Source organism: Streptosporangium sp. CA-115845 (assembly GCF_050943795.1).
In the GTDB taxonomy this organism is placed as follows: Bacteria; Actinomycetota; Actinomycetes; order Streptosporangiales; family Streptosporangiaceae; genus Streptosporangium.
In genome coordinates this window covers 6860529-6873845 of record NZ_CP191988.1, presented here as the reverse complement: position 1 = coordinate 6873845, position 13317 = coordinate 6860529, and the positions used below count along the sequence as shown (strand labels likewise).

The following is a 13317-nucleotide window of genomic DNA, read 5'->3' as shown; positions in this document are numbered from 1 at the left end:
GCAGTTCGGGGCTCGATCTCACGACCTACGCAGGGGAGCCGAGGGCCAGTTTCACCACGTCGGCGACGGCTCCGTCCGCGCAGGCTCCGACCACGACATCGGCCACCGCACGGACCTGCGGGTGGCCGTCGCCGACCGCGACCCCGAGTCCGGCTGTCATGATCATGTCGATGTCGTTGGGGTTGTCGCCGACGGCCGCGATCTGCTCCAGCGGTACGCCCCGGGAGGCGGCCAGCTCGCGGAGTGCGGTCCCCTTGGTCGCGCCCTCGGGCAGCACCTCCAGATAGGTCGCCTCGGATCGAACCGTGCTGGTTCCTGGAATGTCCAATTCGGGAAGCCGATCGCCGATCAGCATGCATTTGGTGATCTCACCGGGGGGCAGTGCCGACCAGTCGCCCGGATCCCGCAGGGTGATTCCGTCGCGTCGGGCGTAATCCCGCAGTTCGGGCACGTCGTGGACGGCCAGTGCCTCGCCGCCGGAGAACGCCACCGGGTAGACGCCCCGCGGGAGTTCTTCGAACAGGCCGAGCAGCGCCTTCCACGCGTTCACCGGCAGATGGCAGGAGCGCAGCACGGTTCCGGTGCCGAGATCCACGGTGCGAGCGCCGTTGTAGAGGATCGCCGCCCCGGTGAGGCCCAGCTCCTCGTAGTAGCGGAGGGCTGACAGCTCCATCCGCCCGGTCGCGATGACCACCTCTCCGCCCGAGGCGACGAAGCGGCGGAGCGCGTCCCGGCTGGAGGGCACCATGGCCAGGTCGCGCCCGACGAGTGTTCCGTCCAGGTCGGTGACGATCCAGCGGATCACGAGGCGGTCCTCGCCGAGGAGACCTCGGCCATCACGGAGCCTGCGAGGTCGAATCCACCGACGCAGGCGAGATAGCCGCCGGGGGTGAAGATGCTGCCGGACAGCGGGATGTAGACGCCCCCGGCCTGCTCCACCAGGAGCGAGCCGGCCGCCACGTCCCAGGCGTTGACGTACGTGCCGTACGCGACGTCGGACCATCCGGCGGCGACGTGCGCCAGCTTCAGCGCCGCGCTCCCCGGGCGGCGCGTGGTGGCGAAGGCGTTGACCATCCGGGCGAAGCGGTGCAGCGCCGCCTCTCCCTCCGCGGCCAGGTCGCGTGGGGAGGGATAGCTCGACAGCAGCACCGCCTCCCGGTCCGTGCGTGCGCCGGCGCTGCGGATCGGCGCGCCGTTGTGGAAGGCCCCGCCGAGTGAGGCGGTGAACTCGTCGTCGCGGACGGGGTCGTAGACGACGCCCGCCACCACCTCGCCGTCCACGACCGCCCCGATGGAGGTGCAGAAGAACGGCAGGCCGGCGGCGAAGTTCGCGGTGCCGTCGATGGGGTCGACGTACCAGCTGATGTCGCCCTCACCTCGGACGCCGTCCTCCTCTCCCACCACGACGCTGCCCGGGCACAGCCGGTCCAGGACCTCGCGGATACGCTCCTCGGCCGCCTTGTCGTGCTCGGTCACCGGGTCGTGGAAGTCGCGCTTGGTCTTCACTTCGGGCCGGGAGCGGAAGGCCTCCCTGAGCCGGTCGCCGACCGCCCTGGCCGCCTCGACCGCGATGGCGGCCAAATCGCGCGAGGTGTTCAGGTCCATGTCTCCTCCAGGAGGCTCAGCAGGCCGCGCGGGTCCTCGACTGTCGCCTGAGGGCGCTGCCGCACTTTGTAGGGGATCTTCTCGGTGCTCCGGGAGACCATCAGGATGGTGGCCCCCACCCGAGCACGGGCTCCGCAGACCACGTCGCGGTCGTAGTTGTCGCCGACGTACCAGGTCTCCGCGGGGTCGACGCCCAGGGCCCGGCAGGCGATCCAGATCATCTCCGGATTGGGTTTGCGGACGCCGACCTCGTCGCTGTAGACCTGCACCGCCACCTGGCGGTCGAGGCCGTTGAGGGCCATGTAGTCGCGGTGGACGGCTCCGCACAGGGCGTTGCTGACGACCGCGGGCGTGACGCCGTGCGTCCAGCAGGCGGCCAGCAGTTCCTGCAGCGCGGGCCGGGTCTTGCGGTCGCTGCGCAGCTCGCCCATCCGCCTGCAGAGCGGGGTCGCCTCGGCGATCACCAGTGCGCGGGCCTGCTCCGGCCAGTCGCCCGCGACGTAGTCGGCCCAGAACCCGCGGTGCGTCATCTCCGCCGGGGCGAACTGACGGGAGGTGGAGTCCTTCCAGTACTTGTCGGCGCGCGCGCCCGCCAGGATGTCGTTCTCCACATCGTCGAGGCCGAGGCCGTGGAAGCCGGCCCTGGTGAGGAGCTCGTGCACCTCCGCGGCGAGTTCGGCCGCCCACGACGGGCGCCGGGCGGTCTCCACGATCACCCCGCCGAAGTCCAGCAGCAACGCCTTGGGCCGGATCACGCGCCGACCCCCGTCCTGTCCCAGGAGGGGATCCGCGTGCCGTCCGCGCCGAACAGGTGCATCTGGTCGGTCCAGCAGGTCAGCACCTCGCCGGCGGCGGCCTCGACCGGCGTGTAGGAGAGCGCGTACAGCTCGGTGTCCAGGACGCGCAGCCGTACGGTCCAGGAGGAGCCCGCCGGCAGCACGGCCTCGACGGTGGCCTCCTCGGACCAGGCGGAATGGGGTGGCGAACCGAGGCGCAGCGCCTCTGGACGGACACCGACGGCGGCGGGGGCGACGCTCTGCCCGGCGCGGGACTCGACGAAGCGCATCAGCGAGCCGGCCAGACCGGTGGGAGAAGGGCCGATCTCGACGATCGCCATCGGCGGGCTGCCGACGAACTCGGCGACGAACCGGTTGGCGGGTCTGGCGTACATCTCCATCGGCGGGGCCAGCTGCTGCAGCTCGCCCTCGTTCATGACCGCGACGTCGGTGGCCATGGTGAGTGCCTCCAACTGGTCGTGGGTGACGAAGACGATCGTCGCCTTGGACTCCTCGTGGATGCGTTTGAGCTCGGCGCGCATCTCCAGCCGGAGCCGGGCGTCGAGGTTGGACAGTGGCTCGTCGAGCAGCAGCACCGTGGGGTTGATCGCCAGCATCCTGGCCAGCGCGACACGCTGCTGCTGACCACCGGACAGCTGGGAGGGATAGCGGTCCATGGCGGCGTCGACGTGGACCATCTGCAGCGCCAGCTCCGCCCTGGCCCGCCGCTCGGGAGCGGGCACCTTGCGCATCCGCAGGCCGAACTCGACGTTCTCGCGCACCGACAGGTGGGGCCAGAGGGCGTAGTTCTGGAAGACCAGCCCCATGCCGCGCTTCTCCGGCGGGACGTAGAGTCCCTGCTCGACGGAGTCGAGGACCCGGTCACCGACGGCGATGGTGCCGGCGGTCGGCTGCTCAAGCCCGGCGATCATCCGCAGCGTGGTCGTCTTGCCGCAGCCGGAGGGGCCCAGCAGGCACATGAACGCGCCGTCGGGGACGGTCAGGTCGAGGTTCTTCACGGCGTAGTCGCCACCGCCGTAGCTCTTGGCGATTCCGCTCAGGGTGATGTTCGGCATCTATCCTCCTAGGCCGGACGCCAGGCTGCTCTTGGTCAGACGCTGGGTCAGGTAGGTCATGGTGAAGGAGACCAAGGCGATCATGAGCACGACCGCGTTGGCGAGCTGGGTGTATCCGTAGTCCACGAGGCCGATCGACAGGGTGGTGAGGAGCTGTGTCCCGGTGGTGGTCAGCATGATGACGATGCTGAGTTCCTTGAGCCCGGAGATGAACGGCAGCACGATTCCGGTGACGAGGGCGCCCTTCTGGATCGGGAAGATGATCCGCCGCATCCGCTGCCACCAGGAGGCGCCGGCGATCTGCGCGGCCTCCTCCGGTTCGCGACCGAGTTGCATCATCGCCGCGATGCCCGAGCGCGAGCTGTACGGCAGGTGCGTCACGGCCATCACCAGGATCAGCAGGAACGTCGTCCCGTACAGCGCGGGAACCGGCCCCCTGGCGACGGCGAACAGCGACAGCGAGGCGGCCGCGAACGCGATGCCGGGGATGAGGTAGGGCAGGAAGGAGACCTGGCGGAGGAACGCGGCGACGCGCGGGGCCGTTCCGCGCACCACGACGTACCCGATCAGCAGGCCGGCGACCGCGCAGATCAGCGAGGCCAGGCCGACGATGCGCAGCGAGTTCCAGGCGGCCTCCCACAGTTCGGAACCGCGGAAGACGCCGTGTGGGAAGCCGACCGCTCCGGGCAGCTTCTCGGCGAACCAGTAGTCGAGGGTGAAGGTCGACAGGTCCAGGGGCGTGCGGGTGACCGTGGAGACCAGAAGCGTCAGGACCGGGACGAGGACGCTCACCGCGAAGACCACCAGGCCGAGCGCGAAGGCGGGCCAGCGCCAGCGGCGCAGATCGCCCAGCCGGTCCATCGCCCCCTTGCCGCCCACGGTGACGAACCGGCGGTGCTCACGCATCATCCGGGTGTCGACGAGGACGATCAGCACCCCGATGATCACGATGACGGTGGCGAGTACGGAGGCCACGCCGGTGCTGCGGTCGCGGATCGACTGGAAGAGCCCGGTGGACAGCACCCGGTAGTCGGCCGGCAGGCCGAGCACGTAGGGCGTACCGAACGTGCCGAGCACCCGGCCGACCACCAGCAGCACGGCCGAGGACAGCGCCGGGAGCATCAGCGGCAGCACGATCCGCCGGATGACGGTCCGCTGCGAGGCGCCGAGGATCCGCGCGGAGTCCTCCAGCTGCGCGTCGATGCGGCGCAGCGCGTTCCCGACCAGGAGCAGCACGAACGGGTAGTAGTGCAGCCCCAGGGTGATGATGATCGGTACCGCGCCGTAGGCGAGCCAGTCGGGTGTCCGGATGCCCTGGGCCTGCAGGAAGCCGACCTGCCCGGCGGCGCGCTCGTTCTTGAACAGCGACAGCCAGGCCAGGGAGAAGGTCCACGACGGCAGCATGTAGGGGACCACCAGGGCGCCGGCGAGCCACTTGCGCCCGGGCACGTTGGTCCTGGTCACCAGCCAGGCCATGCCGCCCCCGAGGACCAGCGCGAACAGGGTGGTGCCCACCGCGATCACCAGCGTGTTGAGCAGCGGTTCCCAGAACAGCAGGCCGCTGATCTGGGAGCGGAACACCCGCCACAGGTAGTAGCCGGTCCATTCGCCGGTCTGTTGCCCGGCGTGCACGTCGTCGCCGTACTGCAGACGGAAGGCGTCCGACAGCACCGCGATCAGCGGCGCCACGACGAGGTAGGCGAGCAGGATGACGAGGATCAGTCCGAGCGCGGCGGTCGGATCGTGGCGCAGCACGCGGAGCCGGTACACCAGCCTGCGCCGCCTCGGGGGAGGTGGCGGCGTTTCCGCCTTGGTGAGAAGAGCCATGGGTACTTCCTTCGGGGGGTTCACAAGGACCGGCGCGGTGCGTGGTCCGTCAGCTTCCTCAGTGGCTTCGCTTGAGCATCGCGTCGGCGAGCGCGTCGGCGGCCTCGCCGAGCCGCCGGCCCACGGCGTCCAGGCGCGACAGCAGCTCGCGTTCACGCAGGGTGTCCATCTCCAGCGGCCCGGTGAACAGCTCGGTGAGCCGGGTCTGGTAGAGCTGGCGGACCCGGCTGCAGGCCTTGCGCGTGGCCAGCACGGCCACGGTGACCGAGCCGGGATCGTCGATCATCTTCAGGACGGCGTTCTCCAGCTCATCGAGGCCGTCGCTCACCACCTGCAGCGGCTCGACGGCGAAGCCGAGATCCTCCGGTCCGAACAGGTCGGTCTCGCGCACGTAGTCGCGCAGGTGGTCCAGCACGTCGTCGATCGACCGGGAGAGCCGGAACAGGTCCTCCCGGTCGATGGGGGTCGCCAGCACCCGCCGCAGAACGCGCACCAGTTCGGCCCGCGCCTCGTCGCCCTCATGTTCCACCTCGGTCATCCGGGTGCGGGCGGCCGATCGCCCGATCGTGCCGGAGGCGGTCGAGCGGGCCAGTACGGCTCCGGCGCGGGCGACGGCGACCTGTTTGCGGACCAGTTCGACGACCCGCCGTCCGGATCGGCCGCGAAGGTCGTCCCAGGCCCGCGCGAACCGCCGGGCGCGACCGCCCGCGCCGCTCACAGCAGCCTCATCGCGAGCCCGGCCAGGCAGCCCAGGGCCATTGACGACGGCAGCGTGACCAGCCATGCCGTACCCATGTTCACGACGCTCTGCCATCGCACCCTCCTGGCTCCTTCGCTTGCCGCCACGCCGACCACTCCGGCTGTGATGGACTGGGTCATGCTCACCGGGCTTCCCAGGGCCGAGCTGCCGAGGACGGCGCCGGTGGCCGCCGTCTCGGCCGAGACGATGTGCAGCGGCCGGGTGATGACCAGGCCGCGGCCCAGTCGCTCTCCCACCCGGGTGAGACTGGTCAGGGATCCGGCGAGGAACAGCAGTACGAGGACGGCCATCCACACCGGCGGGACCTCGATGGGGCCGACCCCGCCCAGCCCGTCGCGGCCCACGTTCAACGCGACGCTGACCACCGCGATCATCTTCTGGCCGTCGTTCACCGCGTAGGCCACGCACTGGCCCGCGTAGGCCAGCAGATGGGCGGAGAGCAGGAGCCGGGGCATCCGGTGGTAGGACGGCACCCGGCGCGACAGGGTTCCCAGCAGGTGGCCCAGGACCAGGCCGACCAGGGGGGCACCCGCCCCGACAGCCAGGACGGTGCCCAGACTCCGCCACGACACCGGCAGTCCCGCGCCGAGCCCCGCGCCGCTGATGCCGCCGATGACCGCGAGCGTCAGGCTGGTCGGCAGCCCTTTGCCGGTCAGTACCGCGACCACGATCACCGCGGTCACCACCCCGGCCAGGAACGCCGTCGCTCCGCCACTCGTGCCGAGCCCCGCCAGCCTCTCGGTGAAGGTCCGCGCGACCGAGACCCCCAGCACGTACGGCCCGGCGAAGAGCGCCACCATGAGAAGCGCGGCGATCGCCCATCCCGGCGAGCGGGGGAATCTGAGCCCCAGCCCGATCAGGGTGGCTCCGTCGTTGGCTCCGCTGACCAGCACGAAGAGGACCGCCATCGCGGCGAACGCCGGCGTCCAGCCCATCACAGGTAGGGCCGCTGATCGCGTTTGGCCTCGTCGTAGTGTTCCCGCGCGGCCCGGGTCTGGGCCAGTTCCGACACCTCGGCGATCGGGACGTCCCACCAGGCCTGGGCGCCGGGGCCGCCGCCGGGGACGGTCTCGACGTAGACGACCGTGGTGCGCGCGGACGCCACCGCCTTGGCCAGCGCGGCCCGCAGCGCCTCCGGATCGTCGGCGCGCAGCACGTCGGCGCCGAGGCTGGCCGCGTTGGCCGCCAGGTCCACGGGAAGCCGGTCGCCGTCCAGCTCTCCTTCCGAGCCGCGCATCCGGTAGGCGGTGCCGAGTCGCAGGGCCCCCACCGACTCGCTGAGGTCGCCGATCGAGGCGAAGCCGTGGTTGTCCACCAGGACGATCACGAGCTTGACGCCCTCCTGCACGGCGGTGGCGATCTCCTGGGCCATCATCAGGTAGGAGCCGTCGCCGACCAGCACGAACACCTCGCGCTCCGGGTCCGCGAGCTTCACCCCGAGCCCTCCGGCGATCTCATAACCCATGCAGGAGTAGCCGTACTCCACGTGGTAGCCCCTGGGGTCCCGGGCCCGCCACAGCCGGTGCAGGTCACCCGGCATGGACCCGGCCGCGTTGACGACCACGCCGTCCTCGGCGATCTCGTTGAGGATGCCGAGCACGACCGGCTGGGTCAGCTCCGTCCCGGCGTAGGTCCGGCTGATCTCGGCCTGCCAGCCGGTGGCCAGGGCGGCCGCCTGACGGGTCCACTCGGGGTCGGCCCGCCAGTCCGTCCGGTCGAGGGCGCGCAGCGCCTCGCGGGCGTCGGCGACGAGCATCGCACCGGAGTTCTTGGCCGCGTCGAAGGCGGTGACGTTGACGTTGAGGAACCGGGCCCGGCCGAAGAGGGTCCGGGAGGCGGTGGTGAAGTCGCTGTAGCGGGTCCCGATGCCGATGACCAGGTCCGCCTCCCTGGCCAGGGCGTTGGCGGCGGCGGTGCCGGTGTGGCCGACCGCGCCGACCGCGCACGGGTGGTCGTAGGGCAGCGCGCCCTTACCCGCCTGGGTCTCGGCCACCGGCACGCCGTGGTTCTCCGCGAAGCTGAGCAGTTCCGCGCAGGCCCGGCTGTAGGCGACCCCGCCTCCGGCGACGATCAGCGGTCTGCGCGAGCCGCGGGTCAGTTCGAGCGCCCTGGCCAGCGCGGCGGGCTCAGGCGCCGGCCGGGCCACGTGCCACACCCGCCGGGCGAACAGCTCCCCGGGCCAGTCGTAGGCCTCGGCCTGCACGTCCTGGGGGAGCGCCAGGGTGACCGCGCCGGTCTCGGCCGGGTCGGTCAACACCCGCATCGCGGCCAGGAGGGCGGACGGCAACTGCTCGGGCCGGTTGATCCGGTCGAAGAAGCGGCTGACCGGGCGCAGCGTGTCGTTGACCGTCACGTCGTAGGAGCGCGGGTCCTCCAGCTCCTGCAGTACCGGGCCGGCGACCCGGGTGGCGAAGACGTCGCCGGGCAGCAGCAGCACCGGGAGCCGGTTGATGGTGGCCAGCGCCGCGCCGGTGACCAGGTTGGTGGCGCCGGGGCCGATGGAGGTGGTGCAGGCGAAGGTGGAGAGCCGGTCGCGCGTGCGGGCGTAGCCGACGGCGGTGTGCACCATGGCCTGCTCGTTGCGGGCCAGGTAGTACGGCAGCGCGTCGCCGGTGCCCGCGCCCTGCTCGGCCAGGGCCTGGCCGACGCCCGCCACGTTACCGTGGCCGAAGATGCCGAAGACGCCCGCGATCAGCCGCTGCTCGACGCCGTCGCGCTCCGCCCACTGGTTCGCCAGGAACCGCACCAGCGCCTGAGCCACCGTGAGCCTCATGAGGTACCTCCAGGGAGTCCGCTCCCGGCGTCCGCGACGCGACGCGAGACACGGGGGTCGACCGGCTGATCCGCCCAGGAGGAACGGATCCACGCGTGCCGGGGGTCGTCACAGAAGGCCATGGACCGCTGCTCGGCGGGTCCGGCCAGCACGTTCAGGTAGTACAGGTCGTAGCCGGGGGCGGCCATCGAGGGGCCGTGGTAGCCGTGCGGGACGAGTACCACGTCTCCGCCGCTCACCTCGGCCAGGGTGTCGTGTGTGCCGTACACCCGCTGGTAGCCGGGGCCGCCCTCGAAGTAGTAGATCTCCTCCAGTACGGCCTCGTGCTCGGAGGCCGTGTCGTGCTTGTGCGGCGGGTAGGACGACCAGTTCCCGCCGGGGGTGAGCACCTCGACCGCGACGAGCTTGTCGCAGTCGAAGGCGTCCGGCGCGCAGAAGTTGTTGACCTGGCGACTGGCCTGCCCGGCGCCGCGCACCTCCACCGGGACCTGCTCCGCCGGGCCGTACCGGACCGGGAAGTGCCGGGTCGCCCGAGCCGAGGGGAGCGCGACGCGGCCGTGGCCGGTGATAACCGCGGACGTGTCGATCGGCAGGTAGGCGAAGTCGGTCACCGCGTCGAAGACCGACGCACGCCCGGACAGCGACAGCCGCAGGCCGCCCGCGGTGACCTCGCACGAGCCCGACAGCGGCAGGACCAGCATCTCCTCCCGGCCGGTGGAGAAGTGCACGGGGTGGTCCGGCAGATCCACCACCCGCAGGCCGGCATAGGTCCAACCGGCCGACTCGGGGGTGATCTCCACTGCCCACGGGGGCGAGGCGGCGGTGCCGTGGGGGATATGTGTCACGACGACTCCAGCAGGCTCGCCGCGGTGTCCACGGCCGCCGCCACGTCGTCGCCCGGCGGGTAGAGCAGCGCCCGGCCGACGACCAGACCACGTACGCCGGGCAGTCGCAGTGCCTTGCTCCAGGAGCCGAAGACCTGTTCGGGTGCCTTGTCGGGGTCACCTCCGAGCAGCAGCGTCGGCAGTGTCGTGGCCTCCATGACCCGCTCCATCCCCTCGACCACCGGGATCTTCAGCCAGGTACGGGCGGAGGTCGCGCCGAGCCCCTGGCCGACGCTGATGGCGTGGATCATCGCCTCCGGCGACAGATCGTGCCTCACCACGCCGTCGACCCGCCTGGACCAGAACGGCTCGATCATCGCCATCAGCCCGTAACTGGCCAGCCGGGTGACGGCATGCCCGCAACTCGCCAGGGTGGCGGCGGTCGAGGCGTCCTCCAGCGCGATCCTGCACAGCATCTTGCCGCCGTCGAAACCCATCGCCGCGATCGACTCGGCGTCGTAGGCGGTGAAGCGGTCGTCGAACTCGAACACCGAGCCCTGCACGCCGCCCCGGTTCATCGAACCGATCACGATCTTGCCGTCGAGCGCGCCGAGCAGCAGCAGGTCCTCGACGATGTCGGGCGTGGCCAGCAGCCCGTCCACGCCGGGCCTGGCCAGGGCGGTCATGAGCCGATCCAGCAGACCGGCACGGCTCTCCATCGCCATCGGCTCGCCGCCGACGCCGAGCGAGCCCCGCGCCGGGTGATCGGCCGCGATGATCAGCAGCTGGTCACGGCCGGTCGGCAACGGCCTGCGCCTGCGCTTGGCGGCCGCCTCGGTCACCCGCTCCGGATGCCAGGCCCGGTCTTCGAGCAACCGCCGGTAGTCCTCTTCACGCATGCGCGGCGTCCCCTTTCGGAAATCCGTCTGACAGGACGTTCTCGATCTCGTCCACGGCCGGCATGGCGGGGGCACAGGCCAGCCGACCGGCCACGATCGCCCCGGCCACGTTGGCGAACCTCAGTACCCGCTCCAGCGGCCAGTCCTCCAGCAGGCCGTGGCAGAGCGCCCCGCCGAAGGCGTCGCCCGCGCCGAGCCCGTTGACGACCTCGACCTTCACCGGCGGCACCTCCACCGTCTCGGTGGCGGTCATGCCGAGCACCCCGCCCGGGCCCTGCTTGACGATCGCCAGCTCGACCCCGGCCTCCAGCAGCGCCCGGCCCGCCTCGTGGGGCTTGCGGGTGCCGGTGGCCACCTCGGCCTCCTCCAGGTTGCCGACCGCGACGGTGACCTGTCCGAGCGCCGCGCGCACCTGGTGGCGGGCCTCGCGCTCGTCCGGCCAGAACATCGGCCGGTAGTCCAGGTCCAGCACCGTGTGCGGCACCCGTCCCCGGGCCCGCCAGGCGGCCAGGTGCGCGCTGCGGGACGGTTCCGCCGACAGCCCGGTCACGGTCGTCCAGAACACCCCCGCTGACGCGATCGCCGCGAGATCCAGCTCCTCGGGGAGGATCTCCAGGTCGGGAGCCTTGGGATAGCGGTAGAAGTAGAGCGGGAAGTCGTCCGGGGGCAGGATCTCGCAGAACGTCACCGGTGTGGGCAGGCCGGGCACCTCGGTCACGTGGCGGTCGTCGACGCCGTAGGCGCGCAGCGCGTCGTGGACGAACAGGCCGAACGGGTCGGCCCCGGTCCTGGTGATCACCGCGCTGGAGCGACCCAGCCGGGCGGCGGCCACGGCCACGTTGGTCGGGCTGCCGCCCAGGTACTTGCCGAAGGTCTCCACCTCCCGCAGCGACACCCCGACCTGGAGCGGGTAGATGTCCACCCCGACCCGGCCCATCGTCAGCACCTCGGCGGGCACGCTCACCTGAGGCCTCCGAGATAGGCCAGGCTGGTGCGGACGTCCTCCATCGGGTTCGCGTCCCCGGAGTCGAGGACGACGTCCTGCTCCAGCACGTACCAGCCGGGATAGCCGGCCGCGGTCAGGCCGGTGACGATGCCCGCCACATCGACGTCGCCCTGGCCGAGCGGACGGTAGATCCCCGCCCGCACGGCCTGGGTGTAGGTGAGAGCGCCCGTCCGGACCCGCTCGGCGAGGGCTGCCTCGACGTCCTTGAGGTGGACGTGGGCGATCCGCCCGGAAGCCCTGCGGACGACGTCCAGCGGGTCGGTGCCGCCGATGAGCAGGTGGCCGGTGTCCAGGCAGAGCGCGACGCCGCAGCCGTCGAGGATCCGGTCCACCTCCTCGCTGGTCTCGATCATGGTTCCGACGTGCGGATGCAGGGTGACCGGGCGGGCCGTCTCCTGACGGATCCGCTCCAGATTGGTCAGGAGCGTGCGCCAGCCCTCCGCGTCCAGCACGGGGCGCGTGTCGTAGCCGTCCACGCCGGTGGCGGCGGCCAGGACGGCTACCGCATCGTCCTCGAAGGAGGCCAGCGTGGCCCGCAGACCCGGCAGCGGGTCGTGGGCGGGGTCGTGCAGGACCACGGGGACGAAGCCGCCCACGGCGCGCAGGTCGTAGCGGTCGAGCAGGCGGGCACGGCGGCCGGGATCGGCGGGCAGGAAGCCGTCGGGGCCCAGCTCGGTGGCCGTCAGGCCCATCTCGGCCATCTCGGTCAGCACCCGCTCGGCGGGCAGCTGGTATCCCCAGCCGGGCACCTCGCAGACCCCCCAGGAGATCGGTGCGGCGGCGATCCTCACTTCGTCACCTCCAGGAGGCGGATCGGCCGCCCCTCGCGGAGCGACAGATCGGCCGCCTCGGCGAGGTAGAGCGCGGACAGGGCGTCTTGGACCGTGCAGGGGCTCTCGCGCTCACCTCGCACCATCGCCAGGAACGCGCGCATCTCCGCGACGTACGCGGCGTCGAACCTGGCCTGGAAGTCCGGCCACGGGTCCCCGCCCGTGTCGAAGCCCTCGGCCGAGCGCAGCGGGGTCCGGTCACCGAGCCCCGCCGCCCAGGTGGCACGGGTTCCGGCCAGCTCCATCCGCACGTCGTATCCGGCGCCGTTGTAGCGGGAGCCCTGCAGCGTGACCAGCGTGCCGTCGTCCATGGTCATCAGAGCGGCGCTGTTGTCGACGTCTCCGGCCTCGGTGAAGAAGGCCTCGCCCCGATTGGAGCCGGTCGCGTAGACGGTGTCCACCTCGCGGCCGGTGACCCAGCGCAGGATGTCGAAGTCGTGGATGTGGCAGTCACGGAAGATGCCGCCGGACAGCGCGACGTACTCGGCGGCCGGGGGCCTCGGATCGGCGGTCAACAGGTGGACCCGGTGCAGTTCACCGAGCTCACCACCGCGCAGCGCCTCGCGTGCGGCGGTGTAACCGGCGTCGAAGCGCCGCTGGAAGCCGATGTGCACGGCGATGCCGCTACGCCTGACCGCTTCGGCGACCCGCCGGGTCTCCGCCACGGTCGGGGCCGCGGGTTTCTCGCAGAACGCCGGCACGCCCAGGTCGGATGCCCGTAACAGCGCCTCCGCATGGGTGGAGGTCGGGGTCGCGATCACCACCGCGTCCGCGTCGAAGGGATCTCCGACTCGGGCCTTGAGCCGTCCCGCCACCTCCTCGGCTCTGGTGTGATCCACGTCGGAGACGACGAGGTCATCGACAAGAGTCGAGAGGGTGGCGGCATGGAACATGCCTATCCGGCCAAGGCCTAGCAAACCCACACGCATGGCGGCTCCTTG

General features: G+C 71.5%; 13 protein-coding genes. All 13 read right to left on the bottom strand.

Annotated features, from left to right (window positions below; translation table 11 throughout):
• Positions 1-25: 25 nt before the first annotated feature.
• The 13 genes from ACQP0P_RS32895 to ACQP0P_RS32835 are packed head-to-tail and all read right to left on the bottom strand — an operon-like array spanning position 26 to position 13305.
• Complete coding sequence (locus tag ACQP0P_RS32895; protein ID WP_433362286.1) at positions 26-805, bottom strand: Cof-type HAD-IIB family hydrolase; 780 nt, start codon at positions 803-805, stop codon at positions 26-28.
• Positions 802-1605 (bottom strand): inositol monophosphatase family protein, encoded by an 804-nt coding sequence (locus tag ACQP0P_RS32890; protein ID WP_433362283.1) that lies wholly within the window; start codon positions 1603-1605, stop codon positions 802-804. Before ACQP0P_RS32890 ends, ACQP0P_RS32895 begins: the two co-directional genes overlap by 4 nt.
• Positions 1596-2360 (bottom strand): HAD family hydrolase, encoded by a 765-nt coding sequence (locus ACQP0P_RS32885; RefSeq protein ID WP_433362280.1) that lies wholly within the window; start codon positions 2358-2360, stop codon positions 1596-1598. The genes ACQP0P_RS32890 and ACQP0P_RS32885 overlap by 10 nt, the downstream gene beginning before the upstream one ends.
• Positions 2357-3457, bottom strand: coding sequence for an ABC transporter ATP-binding protein (locus ACQP0P_RS32880; protein ID WP_433362277.1), 1101 nt, complete (start codon positions 3455-3457; stop codon positions 2357-2359). Before ACQP0P_RS32880 ends, ACQP0P_RS32885 begins: the two co-directional genes overlap by 4 nt.
• Positions 3458-5284 (bottom strand): ABC transporter permease, encoded by a 1827-nt coding sequence (locus ACQP0P_RS32875; RefSeq protein WP_433362275.1) that lies wholly within the window; start codon positions 5282-5284, stop codon positions 3458-3460.
• A gap of 58 nt (positions 5285-5342) precedes the next feature.
• Entirely contained in the window at positions 5343-6002 is a 660-nt protein-coding gene (locus ACQP0P_RS32870) for a DUF47 domain-containing protein (protein WP_386317002.1), read from the bottom strand.
• A complete protein-coding gene (locus tag ACQP0P_RS32865) occupies positions 5999-6979 on the bottom strand; it encodes an inorganic phosphate transporter (protein WP_386317000.1) in 981 nt (326 codons plus the stop codon). Before ACQP0P_RS32865 ends, ACQP0P_RS32870 begins: the two co-directional genes overlap by 4 nt.
• Positions 6979-8817 carry a 3D-(3,5/4)-trihydroxycyclohexane-1,2-dione acylhydrolase (decyclizing) gene (iolD, locus tag ACQP0P_RS32860; protein ID WP_433362273.1) on the bottom strand — a complete coding sequence of 613 codons (1839 nt, stop codon included), beginning with the start codon at positions 8815-8817 and terminating at the stop codon, positions 6979-6981. Before iolD ends, ACQP0P_RS32865 begins: the two co-directional genes overlap by 1 nt.
• On the bottom strand, positions 8814-9662 hold the full coding sequence (iolB, locus tag ACQP0P_RS32855; RefSeq protein ID WP_433362272.1) for a 5-deoxy-glucuronate isomerase: 849 nt from the start codon (positions 9660-9662) through the stop codon (positions 8814-8816). The genes iolD and iolB overlap by 4 nt, the downstream gene beginning before the upstream one ends.
• The gene (locus ACQP0P_RS32850) at positions 9659-10540 is read right to left on the bottom strand and encodes a Cgl0159 family (beta/alpha)8-fold protein (protein ID WP_433362269.1); all 882 of its coding nucleotides are present in this window, start codon (positions 10538-10540) and stop codon (positions 9659-9661) included. The genes iolB and ACQP0P_RS32850 overlap by 4 nt, the downstream gene beginning before the upstream one ends.
• On the bottom strand, positions 10533-11477 hold the full coding sequence (gene iolC / locus ACQP0P_RS32845; protein WP_433382231.1) for a 5-dehydro-2-deoxygluconokinase: 945 nt from the start codon (positions 11475-11477) through the stop codon (positions 10533-10535). The genes ACQP0P_RS32850 and iolC overlap by 8 nt, the downstream gene beginning before the upstream one ends.
• Before the next feature lie 23 nt (positions 11478-11500).
• Positions 11501-12337, bottom strand: a complete 837-nt coding sequence (locus ACQP0P_RS32840; RefSeq protein WP_433362267.1) for a TIM barrel protein — start codon at positions 12335-12337, stop codon at positions 11501-11503.
• Entirely contained in the window at positions 12334-13305 is a 972-nt protein-coding gene (locus ACQP0P_RS32835; protein WP_399528968.1) for a Gfo/Idh/MocA family protein, read from the bottom strand. The genes ACQP0P_RS32840 and ACQP0P_RS32835 overlap by 4 nt, the downstream gene beginning before the upstream one ends.
• Positions 13306-13317 lie beyond the last annotated feature (12 nt).

Bases quoted from the DNA above. Each gene is read 5' to 3' on its own strand.
- ACQP0P_RS32835 (WP_399528968.1), bottom strand. From the start codon at position 13,305: ATGCGTGTGGGTTTGCTAGGCCTTGGCCGGATAGGCATGTTCCATGCC.
- iolC (WP_433382231.1), bottom strand. From the start codon at position 11,477: ATGGGCCGGGTCGGGGTGGACATCTACCCGCTCCAGGTCGGGGTGTCG.
- ACQP0P_RS32850 (WP_433362269.1), bottom strand. From the start codon at position 10,540: ATGCGTGAAGAGGACTACCGGCGGTTGCTCGAAGACCGGGCCTGGCAT.
- ACQP0P_RS32865 (WP_386317000.1), bottom strand. From the start codon at position 6,979: ATGGGCTGGACGCCGGCGTTCGCCGCGATGGCGGTCCTCTTCGTGCTG.
- ACQP0P_RS32875 (WP_433362275.1), bottom strand. From the start codon at position 5,284: ATGGCTCTTCTCACCAAGGCGGAAACGCCGCCACCTCCCCCGAGGCGG.
- ACQP0P_RS32880 (WP_433362277.1), bottom strand. From the start codon at position 3,457: ATGCCGAACATCACCCTGAGCGGAATCGCCAAGAGCTACGGCGGTGGC.
- iolD (WP_433362273.1), bottom strand. From the start codon at position 8,817: ATGAGGCTCACGGTGGCTCAGGCGCTGGTGCGGTTCCTGGCGAACCAG.
- ACQP0P_RS32890 (WP_433362283.1), bottom strand. From the start codon at position 1,605: ATGGACCTGAACACCTCGCGCGATTTGGCCGCCATCGCGGTCGAGGCG.